General features: G+C 55.7%; 16 protein-coding genes. 7 read left to right on the forward strand and 9 right to left on the reverse strand.

Annotated features, from left to right (window positions below; all coding sequences use genetic code 11):
- The first annotated feature begins 1 nt into the window (after position 1).
- From HOJ95_00865 to HOJ95_00880, 4 genes are all read left to right on the forward strand, one after another.
- Positions 2 to 460 carry a glycine/sarcosine/betaine reductase complex selenoprotein A gene (locus HOJ95_00865; protein ID MBT6393230.1) on the forward strand — a complete coding sequence of 153 codons (459 nt, stop codon included), beginning with the start codon at positions 2 to 4 and terminating at the stop codon, positions 458 to 460.
- A gap of 11 nt (positions 461 to 471) precedes the next feature.
- Complete coding sequence (locus HOJ95_00870) at positions 472 to 1,755, forward strand: beta-aspartyl-peptidase (GenBank protein ID MBT6393231.1); 1,284 nt, start codon at positions 472 to 474, stop codon at positions 1,753 to 1,755.
- Between the two features lie 275 nt (positions 1,756 to 2,030).
- Positions 2,031 to 3,080, forward strand: coding sequence for a glycine/betaine/sarcosine/D-proline family reductase selenoprotein B (locus HOJ95_00875; GenBank protein ID MBT6393232.1), 1,050 nt, complete (start codon positions 2,031 to 2,033; stop codon positions 3,078 to 3,080).
- Between the two features lie 276 nt (positions 3,081 to 3,356).
- Positions 3,357 to 3,902, forward strand: coding sequence for a VOC family protein (locus HOJ95_00880; protein MBT6393233.1), 546 nt, complete (start codon positions 3,357 to 3,359; stop codon positions 3,900 to 3,902).
- A gap of 52 nt (positions 3,903 to 3,954) precedes the next feature.
- Here HOJ95_00880 and HOJ95_00885 read toward each other — a convergent pair whose 3' ends face one another.
- The 3 genes from HOJ95_00885 to HOJ95_00895 all read right to left on the reverse strand — a co-directional run bounded on the left by HOJ95_00885 (position 3,955) and on the right by HOJ95_00895 (position 6,154).
- On the reverse strand, positions 3,955 to 4,911 hold the full coding sequence (locus tag HOJ95_00885) for an alpha/beta hydrolase (GenBank protein ID MBT6393234.1): 957 nt from the start codon (positions 4,909 to 4,911) through the stop codon (positions 3,955 to 3,957).
- A gap of 185 nt (positions 4,912 to 5,096) precedes the next feature.
- Entirely contained in the window at positions 5,097 to 5,720 is a 624-nt protein-coding gene (locus HOJ95_00890; GenBank protein ID MBT6393235.1) for an RICIN domain-containing protein, read from the reverse strand.
- 44 nt (positions 5,721 to 5,764) lie between these two features.
- Complete coding sequence (locus HOJ95_00895; protein ID MBT6393236.1) at positions 5,765 to 6,154, reverse strand: hypothetical protein; 390 nt, start codon at positions 6,152 to 6,154, stop codon at positions 5,765 to 5,767.
- Between the two features lie 219 nt (positions 6,155 to 6,373).
- Between HOJ95_00895 and HOJ95_00900 the strand changes: the two genes are divergently transcribed.
- Genes HOJ95_00900 through HOJ95_00910 form a run of 3 tightly spaced genes read left to right on the forward strand, consistent with a single transcriptional unit; the run spans position 6,374 to position 7,678 of the window.
- Positions 6,374 to 6,727: a hypothetical protein gene (locus tag HOJ95_00900; protein MBT6393237.1), complete on the forward strand. Its 354-nt coding sequence runs from the start codon at positions 6,374 to 6,376 to the stop codon at positions 6,725 to 6,727.
- A gap of 46 nt (positions 6,728 to 6,773) precedes the next feature.
- Complete coding sequence (locus HOJ95_00905; GenBank protein ID MBT6393238.1) at positions 6,774 to 7,106, forward strand: hypothetical protein; 333 nt, start codon at positions 6,774 to 6,776, stop codon at positions 7,104 to 7,106.
- Complete coding sequence (locus HOJ95_00910; GenBank protein MBT6393239.1) at positions 7,106 to 7,678, forward strand: hypothetical protein; 573 nt, start codon at positions 7,106 to 7,108, stop codon at positions 7,676 to 7,678. The genes HOJ95_00905 and HOJ95_00910 overlap by 1 nt, the downstream gene beginning before the upstream one ends.
- 65 nt (positions 7,679 to 7,743) lie before the next feature.
- Here the strand turns inward: HOJ95_00910 and HOJ95_00915 are convergent, their stop codons facing one another.
- The 6 genes from HOJ95_00915 to HOJ95_00940 form a co-directional block, all read right to left on the reverse strand.
- Positions 7,744 to 8,157 (reverse strand): hypothetical protein, encoded by a 414-nt coding sequence (locus HOJ95_00915; GenBank protein ID MBT6393240.1) that lies wholly within the window; start codon positions 8,155 to 8,157, stop codon positions 7,744 to 7,746.
- A gap of 136 nt (positions 8,158 to 8,293) precedes the next feature.
- On the reverse strand, positions 8,294 to 8,491 hold the full coding sequence (locus tag HOJ95_00920; GenBank protein MBT6393241.1) for a hypothetical protein: 198 nt from the start codon (positions 8,489 to 8,491) through the stop codon (positions 8,294 to 8,296).
- Between the two features lie 232 nt (positions 8,492 to 8,723).
- Entirely contained in the window at positions 8,724 to 9,089 is a 366-nt protein-coding gene (locus tag HOJ95_00925; GenBank protein ID MBT6393242.1) for a response regulator, read from the reverse strand.
- A 103-nt stretch (positions 9,090 to 9,192) separates the two neighbouring features.
- Complete coding sequence (locus tag HOJ95_00930) at positions 9,193 to 10,059, reverse strand: HDOD domain-containing protein (protein ID MBT6393243.1); 867 nt, start codon at positions 10,057 to 10,059, stop codon at positions 9,193 to 9,195.
- A gap of 233 nt (positions 10,060 to 10,292) precedes the next feature.
- Positions 10,293 to 12,350 (reverse strand): transporter substrate-binding domain-containing protein, encoded by a 2,058-nt coding sequence (locus tag HOJ95_00935; GenBank protein ID MBT6393244.1) that lies wholly within the window; start codon positions 12,348 to 12,350, stop codon positions 10,293 to 10,295.
- 92 nt (positions 12,351 to 12,442) lie between these two features.
- Positions 12,443 to 12,869: hypothetical protein (locus HOJ95_00940; GenBank protein ID MBT6393245.1), on the reverse strand; the 427-nt coding region annotated here is incomplete at its 5' end.

Below are 12,869 nucleotides of genomic sequence, written 5' to 3' on the forward strand. Positions count from 1 at the left end.
GATGTTCATGTTTAAAGGCAAAAAGGTGATTGCACTTGGCGAGCGGGACGGCGTTCCCGGTCCGCTGATTGCCGAGTGTCTTGAGGCGGCGGGTGCGGAGATTGTATTTCAGAAGACGGAATGTTTCGTCTGAACATCCGCAGGCGCCATGGACCTGGAAAACCAGGCCGCTATCAAATCGATTGCAGATGATGTTGGAACGGAAAATTTGATGGTGGTTTTGGGGATGCCCGGTGAAGGCCTTCGACTCGCGGTCGAAACGCTAACTACCGGGGACCCCAGTTGGGCTGGGCCTTTGGCGGGAGTCTCGTTGGGACTCCCCGTATTTCACATCCTCGAGGAGCAGGTGCGCTCTCAGGTTCCCGAGGATATTTATGCCGATAAGCTACTCATGATGGAAATGGTGCTCGATTTGCCGCAGATAGAGAACGATCTCGCCGATTTACGCACGGTAGGTTAGAAGGGGTAATTATGTCCATGCGATTGGAGATGGGTATTTTTCCCGTTTCTGAAGTTGTTGTTGGAAAGCGCTTTGAATACCAAGGCAGAACGCTCACCGTGGACGCCAATGAACTACGTGAGCTGGTACTCAAAGATGGCACTATTAAAGATGTCAGTTTTCATGCTGCCATGCCTGGCGATTCGGTACGGATCACGAATGTTCTTGATGCGGTTGAGCCTCTTTACAAGGTAAAAGGTCGCTCGGGCGCGTTCCCCGGATTTCTTGGCTCGGCGATAACTGCGGGCGATGGCCGCACCCACAAGTTGGGCGGGATGTGTGTGATCAGCTCCACCTATTTTTTGGGTCCCATGAGTGGAATCATGACCTACCGCGAAGGTATTATCGATATGTCTGGCCCCGGCGAGAGGTATTGTACGAATTCTGAGACGGCGAATCTTGTCGCCCGCTTTGAGCCTCTAGAAGACATTTCGAACGAAGCGCATGATGATGCGGTACGCTTGGCGACCTTGAAAGTGGCATCTCGACTGGCTGAATGCACAGCGGAGCTTGAGCCCGTTAGTGTTGAGACTTTTGAACTCGGGGATGTCGATCCCGCCCTTCCCAGAGTCGTTTTCGTTGATCAAGTCATGCACCAAGCGTCTATGGTTCAGACCTTCATGTATGGCAAGAATCTGGGGGATTCTGTTCCCACGCTCATCCATCCGAACGAAATGCTAGACGGTGCGGTGGTGGGGGCGAATTACAAGACGGGGCAGAAGGTACCGACTTACATTCACTGCAACATGCCGCTCATATACGAGCTCTACCGCCGGCATGGTGTGGACCTCAATTTTGTGGGGATGATCATTACGCGCGGCCATCACGACAACCAGGCGCTCAAGGAGCGCTCGGCGCACTATGTGGCCAAGCTCGCCACTCTTCTTAAGGCAGATGGTGCGGCCCTTGCGTTTGAGGGCGGCGGCAACTCCTCGATGGACTACTGGCTCACCGTCCAGGCGCTCGAGCAGATGGGGGTGAGCGCCGTCCCGATTATTTACGAAGTGGGCAGGCCCGGTTCGGGCGAGTATCCGCTTGTCTACCATGTGCCCGAGGCCGACGCCATAATTTCCAAAGGTATGCTGGGCGATCGCATCGAGGCCCCTGCCATGGAGCGGGTCATCGGCTCAGAGGTCGTCAAACTCTATGGCGGCAAGAATCGGAACGCCCGCGAGGCATTTACCATGGCCGACAGCGACTACTACGCCAACGAGTGGGCGATGGACTTGAACAACATGGTGGGCAAGGCTTATTGAGCTCGCAGCGTTGCCGGGAATCATGAGGCAACTACAGCAAATGCCGCAAAACGACAGCAAATGCGTAGCAACGACAGCAAATGCGGGGAGATTCGTAGTCGATGTGTGACGCCACCAAATTCACTCTCCCCGTGGCGCTATGATCGAGATATTCACCCCATCTGGGTGTTCACCCCGCCGGGTGCTCACCCAACCTGGTATTTGACCAGGCGGATGTTTGTCCGGCACGCTAAAATTTATTTTTTTGAAATGAATCCATATAGGGAGAGCAGGCCATGAGCGGTAAACTTCGGGTCGTTCACTACCTTAACCAGTTCTTTGCCGGCGTAGGTGGCGAGGAGAAAAGCGACCACCCCGTATCCGCACAGGCGGGTCCCGTGGGTCCGGGTCTTCTGCTAAATAAAATTCTGGGTGCGGATGCCGAAGTTGTCGGCACCGTTTTCGCGGGCGATGGTCTGTTTGCCGAAAATGAGGAGGCTTGTGCCGCCGAGGCCATCTCGTTGATTAAGGAATTTTCTCCCGATCTCATCCTCGCCGGACCCGCTTTCAATGCCGGGCGCTTCGGGCTTGCCTGTGCCGCTGTTTGTCGCGCTGCGCTTGAGGCGAAAATTTCCGCCATCACCGCCATGCACCCTGAGAATCCGGGTTTTTCTGCCGCCGGAGCCAGCGTTTACACTGCCCCCGCCGCCGAGTCCGCCGCCGGGATGGAAGAGGCTCTTGAGGCTGCAGTCCGCATCGGACTTAAGCTCGCGAGGGGCGCGGTCCTCGGCAATGCCGCCGATGAAGGCTACTTCCCGAGAGGTATTCGCTACAATGAATTCGCCGAGCTGCCGACCTCAAGGCGCGCCGTAGATTTGCTTTTAAAGAAAATCAAGGGCGAGCCCTATGAGACTGAACTCGAAGTTCCCATTCTTGATGATGTCACCCCCCCTGAGCCTATTGCCGATCTTAAAAAAGCCCGCATCGCCATCGTATCAGAGGGCGGCATGGTCCCACCCGGCAACCCGGATCGTTTTGCCGGAGCGAGGAACGATGCCTGGGCCACATACTCTTTCGAGGGCAAAGACGCCCTTCCGGGGGGCACCTTTATCTCCATCCACGGCGGTTTCAACACCCTGTTCGTCAACGATGAGCCAGACCGCATGCTCGCCGTCGATGCCTTCCGTCAAATGGAGGGTGCGGGTGAAATTGGTGAGCTCCATAATGATTTTCTTAGCACCTGCGGAAACGGCGGCGCTTTTGCTGACATGGACGACATTGGCCGCGCTTGGGCTGCCAAACTCAAAACGGCCGGAGTCGAGGGAGCTGTTCTCCCCGCCACGTGAGGCACCGGAACGCGCAGCGGGGCTGCGCTGGCAAGAGCGCTTGAGCGGGAAGGCATTCCCACCGTCGTCGTCACCTGCCTGCCTAGTGTGGCGCGCGATATCGGGGCCAACCGCATTGTCAACAATCGCGCCGGGCATTTTCACCACCCCTTTGGCGACCCTTCTCAAACTCTCGAGGCTGAACGCGGTTGGCGCCTCGGTGCCGCTCGCGCCGCTGCCTCGGCGCTGACTGAGAAAGTCGACGGGCCGACAGTGTTCGAGTACTAGGGCGATACCATGCCTTCTCCTCCCGGCCCGCTCAGGTTGCAGCATGTCGGCATGCGAGGCGGGCGGCTTGAAGAAAATATAGCCTTCTTCCAGGACACTCTCGGTTTTATCTTTGTTGAGAGTGTCGGGCCCGATGTGACGAACCTGCCCTTTGGAATTTCGTTTTTCAGGAGCGATGCCCTCCACCACACTATCGGGGTTGAGGTGTGGCCGGAAGGCCAGCCCACTAAGGACGAGGGAAATAAGACCACCATCACTTTCCCCCATATTGCCTTTGAGGTCGCGGACAGAAAAACTCTTTTAGCCTGGCGCGAGCGGTTATTGGCATTCGAGGGCGTTCAGTTGGTACCGCCCCATCAAGAGGGTGGCGATCCTGTCGTATTCAGCCCGACTCACCCTGAGGGAAACGGCAACCCCGGTGAAAATCGGGCGTTTTTTTTCCTCGATCCATTTGGAAACCGCATCGAGTTTTTCTGCGACATGGCAATCATGACAAAGGACAATGAGATCGATCCCGAGTGGAACCGGGACCGATTGAAACGCGACGGGTATTAGAGGCGCATCCTCGGAAATCTTCCGACATAATAGTTGGCGAGCGTACATCCCATTAAGTCAAAATAATCTGCCTTTCCTTGAAATCGTCTCCGGTGGGAACGCGGCCGGACTGGATAGCCTCCAACATGTGATTAAAAACCACGCCTGATTCGCCTGCATCATTGTCAAGAAAATAAGAATGCCCGGTGGGTGTGTCGTATCTCGTATTGAAGTTGTCGCAATCGATGGCGTAGACATTACCCGGAACCGTAGACATGTCCTCTGGACCCGAATGTCCCAACCTCCTCGATGCGACCTTGTTCTTGAGGTTCGATGCCTTGCTAGCCCGTAGAGCGAGGTCGTCGGAGGCATAGTAGACAAGCACATTCCTCGATGCGTGACAGATTCCTTCGCCGGCTTTTCCCCGTTCGAGGGACTCGTTGACGATGTCGGCGGCCATCAAAAACGTATTTCGAAAAATCAGGGGCAACCCGCCGGGGCGATCATATTTGCGCCAGGCCGCGAGGGTTTGCCTCAGCACCCTGTTTCCCATTGAATGCGCAATCAGGTTGATCCGCTTGATGCAGGGTTCCGAATCGGCTCGCCACGCCATGAATTTCTCCAGCACTCTCGCAAAAGCGAACGCGCTCGCGTCGGCCGCTTTTTGATCGTCCCAGTAATCTCCGAGAATGCTCGCGTCGTTGTCGCACGGCCAGATCATGGGAACGACTTGTACGCCGTTCGCCTCCTTGGCGTCGAAAAGCTCCTGTAGCTTGGCAGCGCGAGGGAAAATGTGGGGTTCGGGTAGATTGGAAAATCCGTGGATGTACAAAAGAATCTGCTTGTAAGATGAATCACGGAGTTCTTGATGGAAATTGGCGCTTCCGATTTCTGTATATCTGCCCTCTCCATCCCGGCGAGAGTAATAAACGGATTGCTCGGATTCAGTGTTGTCGAGATAAAAGGAGATGTTTCGATTCGGGTTACCGTTTTTTTCTTCGTTTATCGCTCTGTTCGTGACGAATAACATAGGCGTGCTCCTTTCGAAGACAGGGGAGTGTGGGGGCACTCTCAATTTTGTTGTGTGTTAATCATATGTCTAATATTGAAAATGTCAATTATTGTTTTAAGGAAATTTTGGACGTTGAATTCGTAGATTGGAGAAAGGCTTTTGTTGGAAAAAAGTGACGCCGACCATTTAGGAAATTCAAATCCTCATTTAAATGGCATTACCGAGCCGCTTCGCCTCATGGGTGACTCGAAACGCCACAGCTGCCTTGAAAACGCTTCATCAGAACATGCCGAGAGGGACAGCGAGCGCGCCATATGCCGGGAAGGGAGCCTTCGCCCGCCCGGTGTGAGCCGAGAGGGCTCAGGTCCGATGGTCAGGCATTTATCAGGATGTTTATCGAGGCGCAGGCGATAATTATCATAGCGCCATGATTGCAGGGGGGCGCCGTCGCATTTTTGGAGGCGAAGCTTTGCGCCATCGACGGCGGTGTCTGCTGCGACACAGAGCCCGTAATGAGACATTTTAAGCAATCCTTTCGACAATGCTCCCCGGTCGAAGCGCTCGTCGAGATTCCATATCCCCTCCTTGCAGGTGTGAACCGAAAGGGTGGCTTCAACCCTAACGCGTTTTCGGTGCCCCGGAATATCGACACAGTGAAACCTTGGTTCATCCAGTGTGTAAAACGCTTTGAGGTAAACTTCATTTTTCGATGCGATTGGTGTTTGCGCTACCGCCTTTGAGGTGATGAAAAGGCAGATAAAAAAAACGGCGAACAAAAAAAGGGCGTGACGCCTGTTCTCGAATGTTTTATCAAAATGAATATCCATGGTTTCTCTCTTATTTGTTAAATGTGAAATGCTCGGTGCACGCATTATTTTTTCTCCGGTATTTTAACCTCAATATCGGGGTGATGACCGCCTACGTCTACCTTGTTGGGCAGGATAAAGATTGCCGCGAAAATAATGGCTGCGCTGATGCCAACGAAAACCAAGCCGGGAGCTATCATCTTTGTCCTGGAGGTGCCGTGTGTCTCGCCGGATTTGATCATCTCGCCCCAGACGCTGTTTCCGTTCCAGGTGATGTAGAGGCCGAGTAGAGCAAAGACCACACCGACCAGGCCCGCCACTATACGGAAGAAGCCTTCCTCCTCAAGCAGGTAGGCGAATATCTCGATTTCCTCGGAGCCGTGGGCGTGGGCTGCAGCCGTCCCAAATAGCCCGAGGCCACCTGCCCCGATTACGACAAACATCCCTTTTTTCATCGCGCTCTCTCCCTTAAGAGATTGAAAGAATAGCAGATATAGGCAGGCAAGGCCCTCTCCATTTACTACGCATTTCCTGTAAGTGGGATCCCGCAATGATCGTCTACATTCTCTCGTGCGCGAGGAGGTATCCCTCTCTCTTGCCAGGCTGCCTCGCTGAATGCCCCCCCCCATTGGGTGTCTGGAGCTGATCGGATTTTTTAGCGAAAGGAGAGAAATATGTTTTCAGGATGGACACCGGCATTTAGCGCCACCGCTCTATGGGGGGCCCTCGCGCTCGCCCTCACTCTGGTTGGGGTGCTGGGCCGGATTATTCATACCGAGCTCAGAGGCAGGGTCGAGCAGGTGGGCGCCCAGCTTCGCCGCGAGTTCGAGGCCGCTGAGAATGAACATCGCGCCAGGGCGCTTCGCGCCGAGGGTCGCATCGACGAGATGCACCTGCGATTTGCCCGGAGGGACGACATTACTCGCGAGCTTGAAGCCATTCGCACCTCGTTCGCCGAGGTTTTCTCAGAGCTTCGCCGCGCCAACGAGGGCATTGCCGCCCTGCGGGGCGGGGCAGGGGAGGAATGATGCAGCCACCCGTTTTCTTTGAACGACGACCGAGGAGGCGATTGTTTTGAAAGAGCTTGCCGGCCCCGTACTAAGGGGCGATATTTTAAAAATTCTCTACTACCAGGACGCCTTCTCAGCGAGAACCCGAATCGGCAGCCTCATGCTCTGGGCCGCGCTGAGGGAAGCCGGCCATCACGACAGGGGCCTTCCCCTGGGGCGCGACTCTCTTGAAGAGGTTGTGGACGAACTGGCTGCGCGCGGGCTTGTGCGCAAATCCACACCCGGCGCCGTGGGTCGCCTTCTTACCGACTACGAGGCCCACCTCACTCGCAAGGGCCGGGGGCTCCTTGAGGGGGCGCTTCCCGCCGAGTCCGATATTTTGATAGGAGAGCTGTGATGGAACAGCCGACCACCGGCCCGCGCCGTAAGATCGCCCGCTACGGGGCCGAGGAAGTGGTGAACCCGATTCTATTATCGGGGGGCACTCTCGATGAAGCCTGCGCGGCCTTCGAGGATTTTACCGGCAAGACCATCGGCCGCACCGCCATGTGCAAGCATAACCAGCGCCTCTTTGCCGCTGCCGACAAAATGAAATCCTTGGAACTTCTCGTGGACAAGATGCTTGAGCACGATGGCTATTACGAGGGCGCCGACCCGGGCGAGAAAGCCGCCGCCCTCGCCCGGCGAATGCTCCTTGCCCGCGCCGTCGAGGCCGCCGCCGACATACCCCCTGAGGTGATGAAAAAAATGCCGCCCGACAAGCTGGCGCAAATGATTGCGCGCTTAGAGAACGCCCGTATCTCGGGCGAGCGCCTTCGACTCCAGTACAACAAGGCCCTCGACACCGCCAAGGAGGCCATCCTCGAAAAACTGGAGGAGGAGATGCGCGCCCACCCCAAGCTTTTAGAGGAAGTCGCCCAACTGGCCGAAAAAGCGTTTGAGGAGGTTGTTAGCGAGGTGGGGGGGTAGCGTTCGAGCTTAATGGTTGTGGGGTCAGGGACCAACTTTGGCGAATACCCCCGGTTAATCTCGCATCATTTTTTCCGCAAGATGCCCTGTCGGGCCACGCACGCGATGACGCCCCACAAACCCGTGCGCAATGTCATGGCGCCTATGGTTCTGGCTTCAAAGGCGCCACCGGTGAAGATATAAACAGCCAAAGCCGCAAACGTCATCACCGTGGCCACCGCGATCGCCAATGCGAGGTGTGCGCCCCACTCGGCGTGTCGGAAAAGTCCGATCGCAGCTACCATGTAAGCGAATCCGGCGAAAAAATTAAACCAAACCACGGCGGGGACGTAATTGCCCGCGGCGAGGCGCATTTTCTCGGGGCCGAAGAGAACTTGACCGCCGGAAAAAACAGATGCTGCGCCAAAGATTAGGGCCACCGCAGCAAGGGCCTGTAGAAGTTTCAGGCCTCTACAGTATGTTAGGCAGGCTGTGAACATGGCTTCATCTCCTGAAATATCGAAAAAGCGTATGCTTGATGGTCACCGTTTGTGGGTGTTTTCAAAAAAAAAATCTCAGGCGGTTCCTTGAGTAGGGAAATTCCAACTTAACACTATTCTACGTCGGATTTTCTCTTCAGGCGACTGTCTCTGGCTCGGACGGCCCCTCCAGTCCCAGACGATAATCCGATTTCGATGTATTTTCACGATTTTTGGCACTTGGCGGATATGCTTCTCCTGTTTGCGGTCTCATCTTGGCCCGCTGCTCAGCGGTGCCGCGCTGGTTGCGAAACTGAATTACATTCTCGGGCGAGCGCCTTCGCCTCCAGTCCAACAAGGCCCTCGACACCGCCAAGGAAGCCATTCTCGAAAAGTTTGAAGATGAAATGCGCGCCACCACAAGCTTTTAGAGGAAGTCACCCAATTGGCCGAAAAAGCGTTTGGGGAGGCTGTTAGCGAGGTTGGGGGTAGCGCTTTAAATTAATCGGTTGGAATCAAGCTAGGATTGAAAGAAATATTTTGCATAAAGGTTGTAAATAACGAGCCGAAAGGGCTCTCAAGGGTGGTTATCTGGTTTCGAAGAGTTTTTCGATTCGAATCAGGAGATCGGGGAGATTAAACGGTTTCGATAATAAATCGCTTGCCCCGGCTTTTCTGCAATCAACTATCATCTCCGGCGTCCACTCATCGCTGAGTGCCATGACCTTTGCGCGGGTGCTCCCTCCCCCCCTGGGGGTTTTTAAAAAATCCAGCATCGTCATATCGGACATGGAATTGTCAATAATCAATGCGTCGAACATCGCGTTGCGGATGCGGTTAAATGCCTCATGCCCGCTATCCGTTATTTCCACGCTGTGACCCAGCTGGGTTAAGGTGAGTTCAAGCAAATCGCACAAAATCTCTTCCTGCGCGACGATTAATATATCGGCCAAGGTCTTGTTTCCATATCATTGAAATGGGCTGGAGCCGTTTTCTGAAGGCTCGGAAAAGCTTTTTACTTTAAATGCAACTTTAAAAATCACGCACTCTAAACGACTACTGATTTATCCCCAGGAATTTTTCTGAGTCACTCACTTCTGCCTGTAATTGGATGTATATATCGTTGATATCCTGAAGCGAGAGACCGAAGGGAATGTTCTCCTCGTTTTTAAACAGTGCGGCAAAATCGGGCTCGGGTTCATTCGCCAGAATCAGATGAGAGAGCATGTCCGCAAAGCTTATAACCTGGACCATCTCCTTGTGGTCTACATCTAGATCCGAGTAATGGTGGAATGCGATGGATTCGGTCAGCTCCTTGGAAAAATTCCATTTCCTCGCCAGAAAAAATCCGATCGCACAATGGTCGAATCCATAGAGGTCCATCTCTTTCGTATGGTGCTCGGGAAGTATCTCCTCTGCGATCTTTTGAAGGGTCTCTTTGTCCGGCTCCTCGACAATTCGGTCGAGCACTACTTTGCCGATGTCGTGGAGGAGACCTGCGGCGAAGGCCTCTTCCCGGTGCCATGAGCTGCACCTGTCGGCGATTAAACGCGCCCCGAACGCCGTCGTAATGGAATGAAGCCAAAATTGATTGGCCTGAATCCCGTACCCACGAATGGGAACCCCCATAAGCCCGGATGTAGTGCACATAATGGCAAGGTCGCGCACCTGTTTGTCTCCCAGAAGGCCCACTGCGACCTCCAGGCTCGTAACACGCTGGCCCATTCCGAAGTAGGCTGAATTAATGGTCTGAAGGACCTTGGCAGCGATGGCCTGATCGAGCGACACGCAACGAATCAGATCGTCCCGTGAGTAATCATCTCCCTCGGTTAGTTCTAAGATTTTATGGAAGACATTGGAGAGCGGGGGCAGGGATTCAACATGGGTGAGGGCCCGCTCTAGATAATTCGTCATATCGGCCATGCATCACGCTCCATTGCCACTACATAGAATTTTGCCACTACCCTTTTAGTTCTCTGGGGGAGGTATTTTAGCCTCAAATGGCCGCTTCTGGCTACGGCGATTTCTCGGATGAGCAACGCTGCGCCCCGGCAGCCTCCACCATTACAGGCTAGCTGTTCATCATCGCCCAACTTGCCTAAAAAGAGTTTAGGGGAAGCAGTGAATGGGGTCGGGTGGTGGTAGGGAGTAAAGCCTTACCGCCTATCAATGGTCTCGACTTCGGTATCTTCATAGCCGCCGAGGGTGAAGTGGAAGGTGGCGCCGCCGCCGGGGGTGGGGCCGAAGCCGATTTGGCCCCCATGTTGCTCGATGATGGCCTTGCAAATGGAAAGGCCCAAACCTGTGCCCCCCTTCTGGCGGTGGTCGGTGGCGTCGGCCTGGGTGAATTTCTCGAAAATTTTGTCCTGGAATTCCTCGGGCACCCCGGGGCCGTGGTCCGCGATCTCGACGCGGTAGCCGCTTTCATTTTCCGAGAGCGCGACCTCGACCCGGCCGCCCTCGGGCGAGAATTTGGCCCCGTTCGAGATGAGGTTGACGAGCACCTGGAGCAACCGGTCGGCGTCGCCGCGCACCCAGGCGCCGACGGTTATTTTTTGAAAGTCAAAGCTTACGCCGTACTGCTCGCCGTAGGCGCGCGTTTCCTCGAGCGAGCGCTCGATGAGCCCGGAGAGTTCGACCCGCCCCATCTTAAAGTCCATTTTGCCCGACTCGATTTTATCCATATCGAGGATATCGTTGATGAGGCGCACAAGGCGCTCGCTGTTGCCGTGGGCGATCGTGACCATGTGAGCCGTCTCCTCCGGCATCGGGCCCAATACCCCGCTTTTGAGCAGCCCCAGCGCCCCGGTGATCGAGGTGAGCGGGGTGCGGAGCTCATGGCTCACGGTGGAGATGAATTCGCTTTTCATGCGGTCCACCCGAAGGCTCTCGGTGAGGTCCTTGTGGATGCCGGCGACGGCGATGATCTCTCCCTCGGGGCCGTGGATGGGCGAGAGGGTGATCTCGACCGGGACGCTCGTGCCGTCTTTTTTGAGATGGACGGTTTGCATGGAACCGGGGGCGTTCTTTTGGCGGATGTCCAGTCCGAAGTCCATTTCATCCTTGTTGTCATCGAGTATCAGTAGATGAACGTTCCTGCCCACGACTTCGTCCTCGGCGTAGCCGTAAAGCGCCTGGGCCGCCGGGTTCCACCGGGTGATGGTTTGGTCCGGGGCGGCCATGATCATGGGAATGACATTGTCGTAGAAAACGCGGTCGAAGACCTGCCGGCTTCGCTCTTCCTCATCCTTCGCTTCGAGGAGCTCACGGGTTCTTATCTCGACCCGCCGGTGGAGCGTGCGATTCCAGAAGAGGATCGCGAGGATGACGAAGAAGACGGTAATCATAGCCATCTGCACCATATGCTCGGTCGAGATTTGCCAGGGCTCGGTCCCGAGGTTCACCCATTTTCTCAAGATTTCGCGTTTCTCATCGGGGCCGATGGCAGCCAGCCCCTTGTCGAGTATGTCCCGGAGCTCGGGCCAGTCCTTCCTGACAGCGATGGCGAGGCGAGTGAACATGCCTGTTTCGCCGGCCACCCGAAGGTTCGTGATGCCCTCCTTTTCGATATAAAAAGTCGAGGTCGCCGGATCGTTGATGAACACATCGACCCGGCCAAAGGAGACGGCTTTGAGGCCCGCGCTGATGTTTGGGACGAGGTGCGGCTTGAAGCTCGGGTATTTGTTTTTGAGCAGGTCCTGCCAGATGTAGCCCTCGACGATGGCCACCCGCATGTCCAGGATATTATCGAGGCCGATCGCGCCCCCGGTTTCCTTGCGCGTGATGATCACGCCCGGCAACTCGATGTGGGGCCGGGTGAAGCGCATGTACGCCGCGCGCTGAGGCGAGAATGTCGCCGCGCCGAACAGGTCAATCTCGCGGCTCTTTGCCCGCTTGAGCACCTCGGGCCAGGTCTTGAGGGGCACGATGGTGAAGCGCACCCCGAGGATTTTTTCAAGCCGGGTGACATAGTCGGCGGCGATCCCGCGGTAGACGCCGGACCCGTCCAGGTACTCGATGGGTGGAAAATCCGGGTCAGGCGCGAGCTTGAGGATCGGGTGCTCGCGGAGCCATTCTCGCTCGCTTTCAGAGAGCGAAATGGCTGGTTTTGCCCTCTGAGCCGCCGGGGTAGCCTCCGCCGGGCGCACCGGGGCCGTGAACGCGATAACGAATGTGAAAAAAGCCAGAAATAACAATGTCAATCTGCGGCGCATACCGGTATCCAGCCTAAAAAAGTGGCGGTTCGAAGTGCCAAGGATATCCGGTAAAGATTCAAAAGGACAGGTGGTTTTAAATTTAGCCGTGTTCAATCCAGCAGCGCCTCAAGTTTTCGGAGGGCCTCTGGGGGCAGGGCCGCGCCGCCCGAGGCAGCCGCGTTCTCGGCGATGCGCTCTACCTTGCCCGTTGCCGGGATGATGGTCGAGACGGCCGGGTGGGCGAGGATATATTTAAGTAGCGCCTGGCCTGGGGTGGCGGCGCCCAGGGGCTTCATGAAATCGAACTCGCCTCGCTCGTCAGCCGCGAGAAGTTTCTTAGGTCCTTCATCTTTCAGTGGCGGAGCGTTCGGGCCCAGTGGTATTCGATTCGCCAGGAGGCCGAGAATCGCACGCAGGACAATAACCCCGATGTTCATCTCTTGGGCCAGGGGGAGTAGTGCCTCGGTGCAGGAGCGCTCGGCGAGTGAGTACATAATCTGTACCGTGTCGAAGGCGCCGGCGCGCATGGCTTCGATC

It is taken from the genome of Nitrospinaceae bacterium (genome assembly GCA_018669005.1).
Taxonomy (GTDB): domain Bacteria; phylum UBA8248; class UBA8248; order UBA8248; family UBA8248; genus UBA8248.

Excerpts from the sequence above, each read along its gene's own strand:
- HOJ95_00935 (MBT6393244.1), bottom strand. The coding sequence starts at position 12,350 with ATGCGCCGCAGATTGACATTGTTATTTCTGGCTTTTTTCACATTCGTT.
- HOJ95_00915 (MBT6393240.1), bottom strand. The coding sequence starts at position 8,157 with ATGTTCACAGCCTGCCTAACATACTGTAGAGGCCTGAAACTTCTACAG.
- HOJ95_00885 (MBT6393234.1), bottom strand. The coding sequence starts at position 4,911 with ATGTTATTCGTCACGAACAGAGCGATAAACGAAGAAAAAAACGGTAAC.
- HOJ95_00900 (MBT6393237.1), top strand. The coding sequence starts at position 6,374 with ATGTTTTCAGGATGGACACCGGCATTTAGCGCCACCGCTCTATGGGGG.
- HOJ95_00870 (MBT6393231.1), top strand. The coding sequence starts at position 472 with ATGTCCATGCGATTGGAGATGGGTATTTTTCCCGTTTCTGAAGTTGTT.
- HOJ95_00890 (MBT6393235.1), bottom strand. The coding sequence starts at position 5,720 with ATGGATATTCATTTTGATAAAACATTCGAGAACAGGCGTCACGCCCTT.
- HOJ95_00875 (MBT6393232.1), top strand. The coding sequence starts at position 2,031 with ATGAGCGGTAAACTTCGGGTCGTTCACTACCTTAACCAGTTCTTTGCC.
- HOJ95_00930 (MBT6393243.1), bottom strand. The coding sequence starts at position 10,059 with ATGGCCGATATGACGAATTATCTAGAGCGGGCCCTCACCCATGTTGAA.
- HOJ95_00910 (MBT6393239.1), top strand. The coding sequence starts at position 7,106 with ATGGAACAGCCGACCACCGGCCCGCGCCGTAAGATCGCCCGCTACGGG.
- HOJ95_00895 (MBT6393236.1), bottom strand. The coding sequence starts at position 6,154 with ATGAAAAAAGGGATGTTTGTCGTAATCGGGGCAGGTGGCCTCGGGCTA.
- HOJ95_00880 (MBT6393233.1), top strand. The coding sequence starts at position 3,357 with ATGCCTTCTCCTCCCGGCCCGCTCAGGTTGCAGCATGTCGGCATGCGA.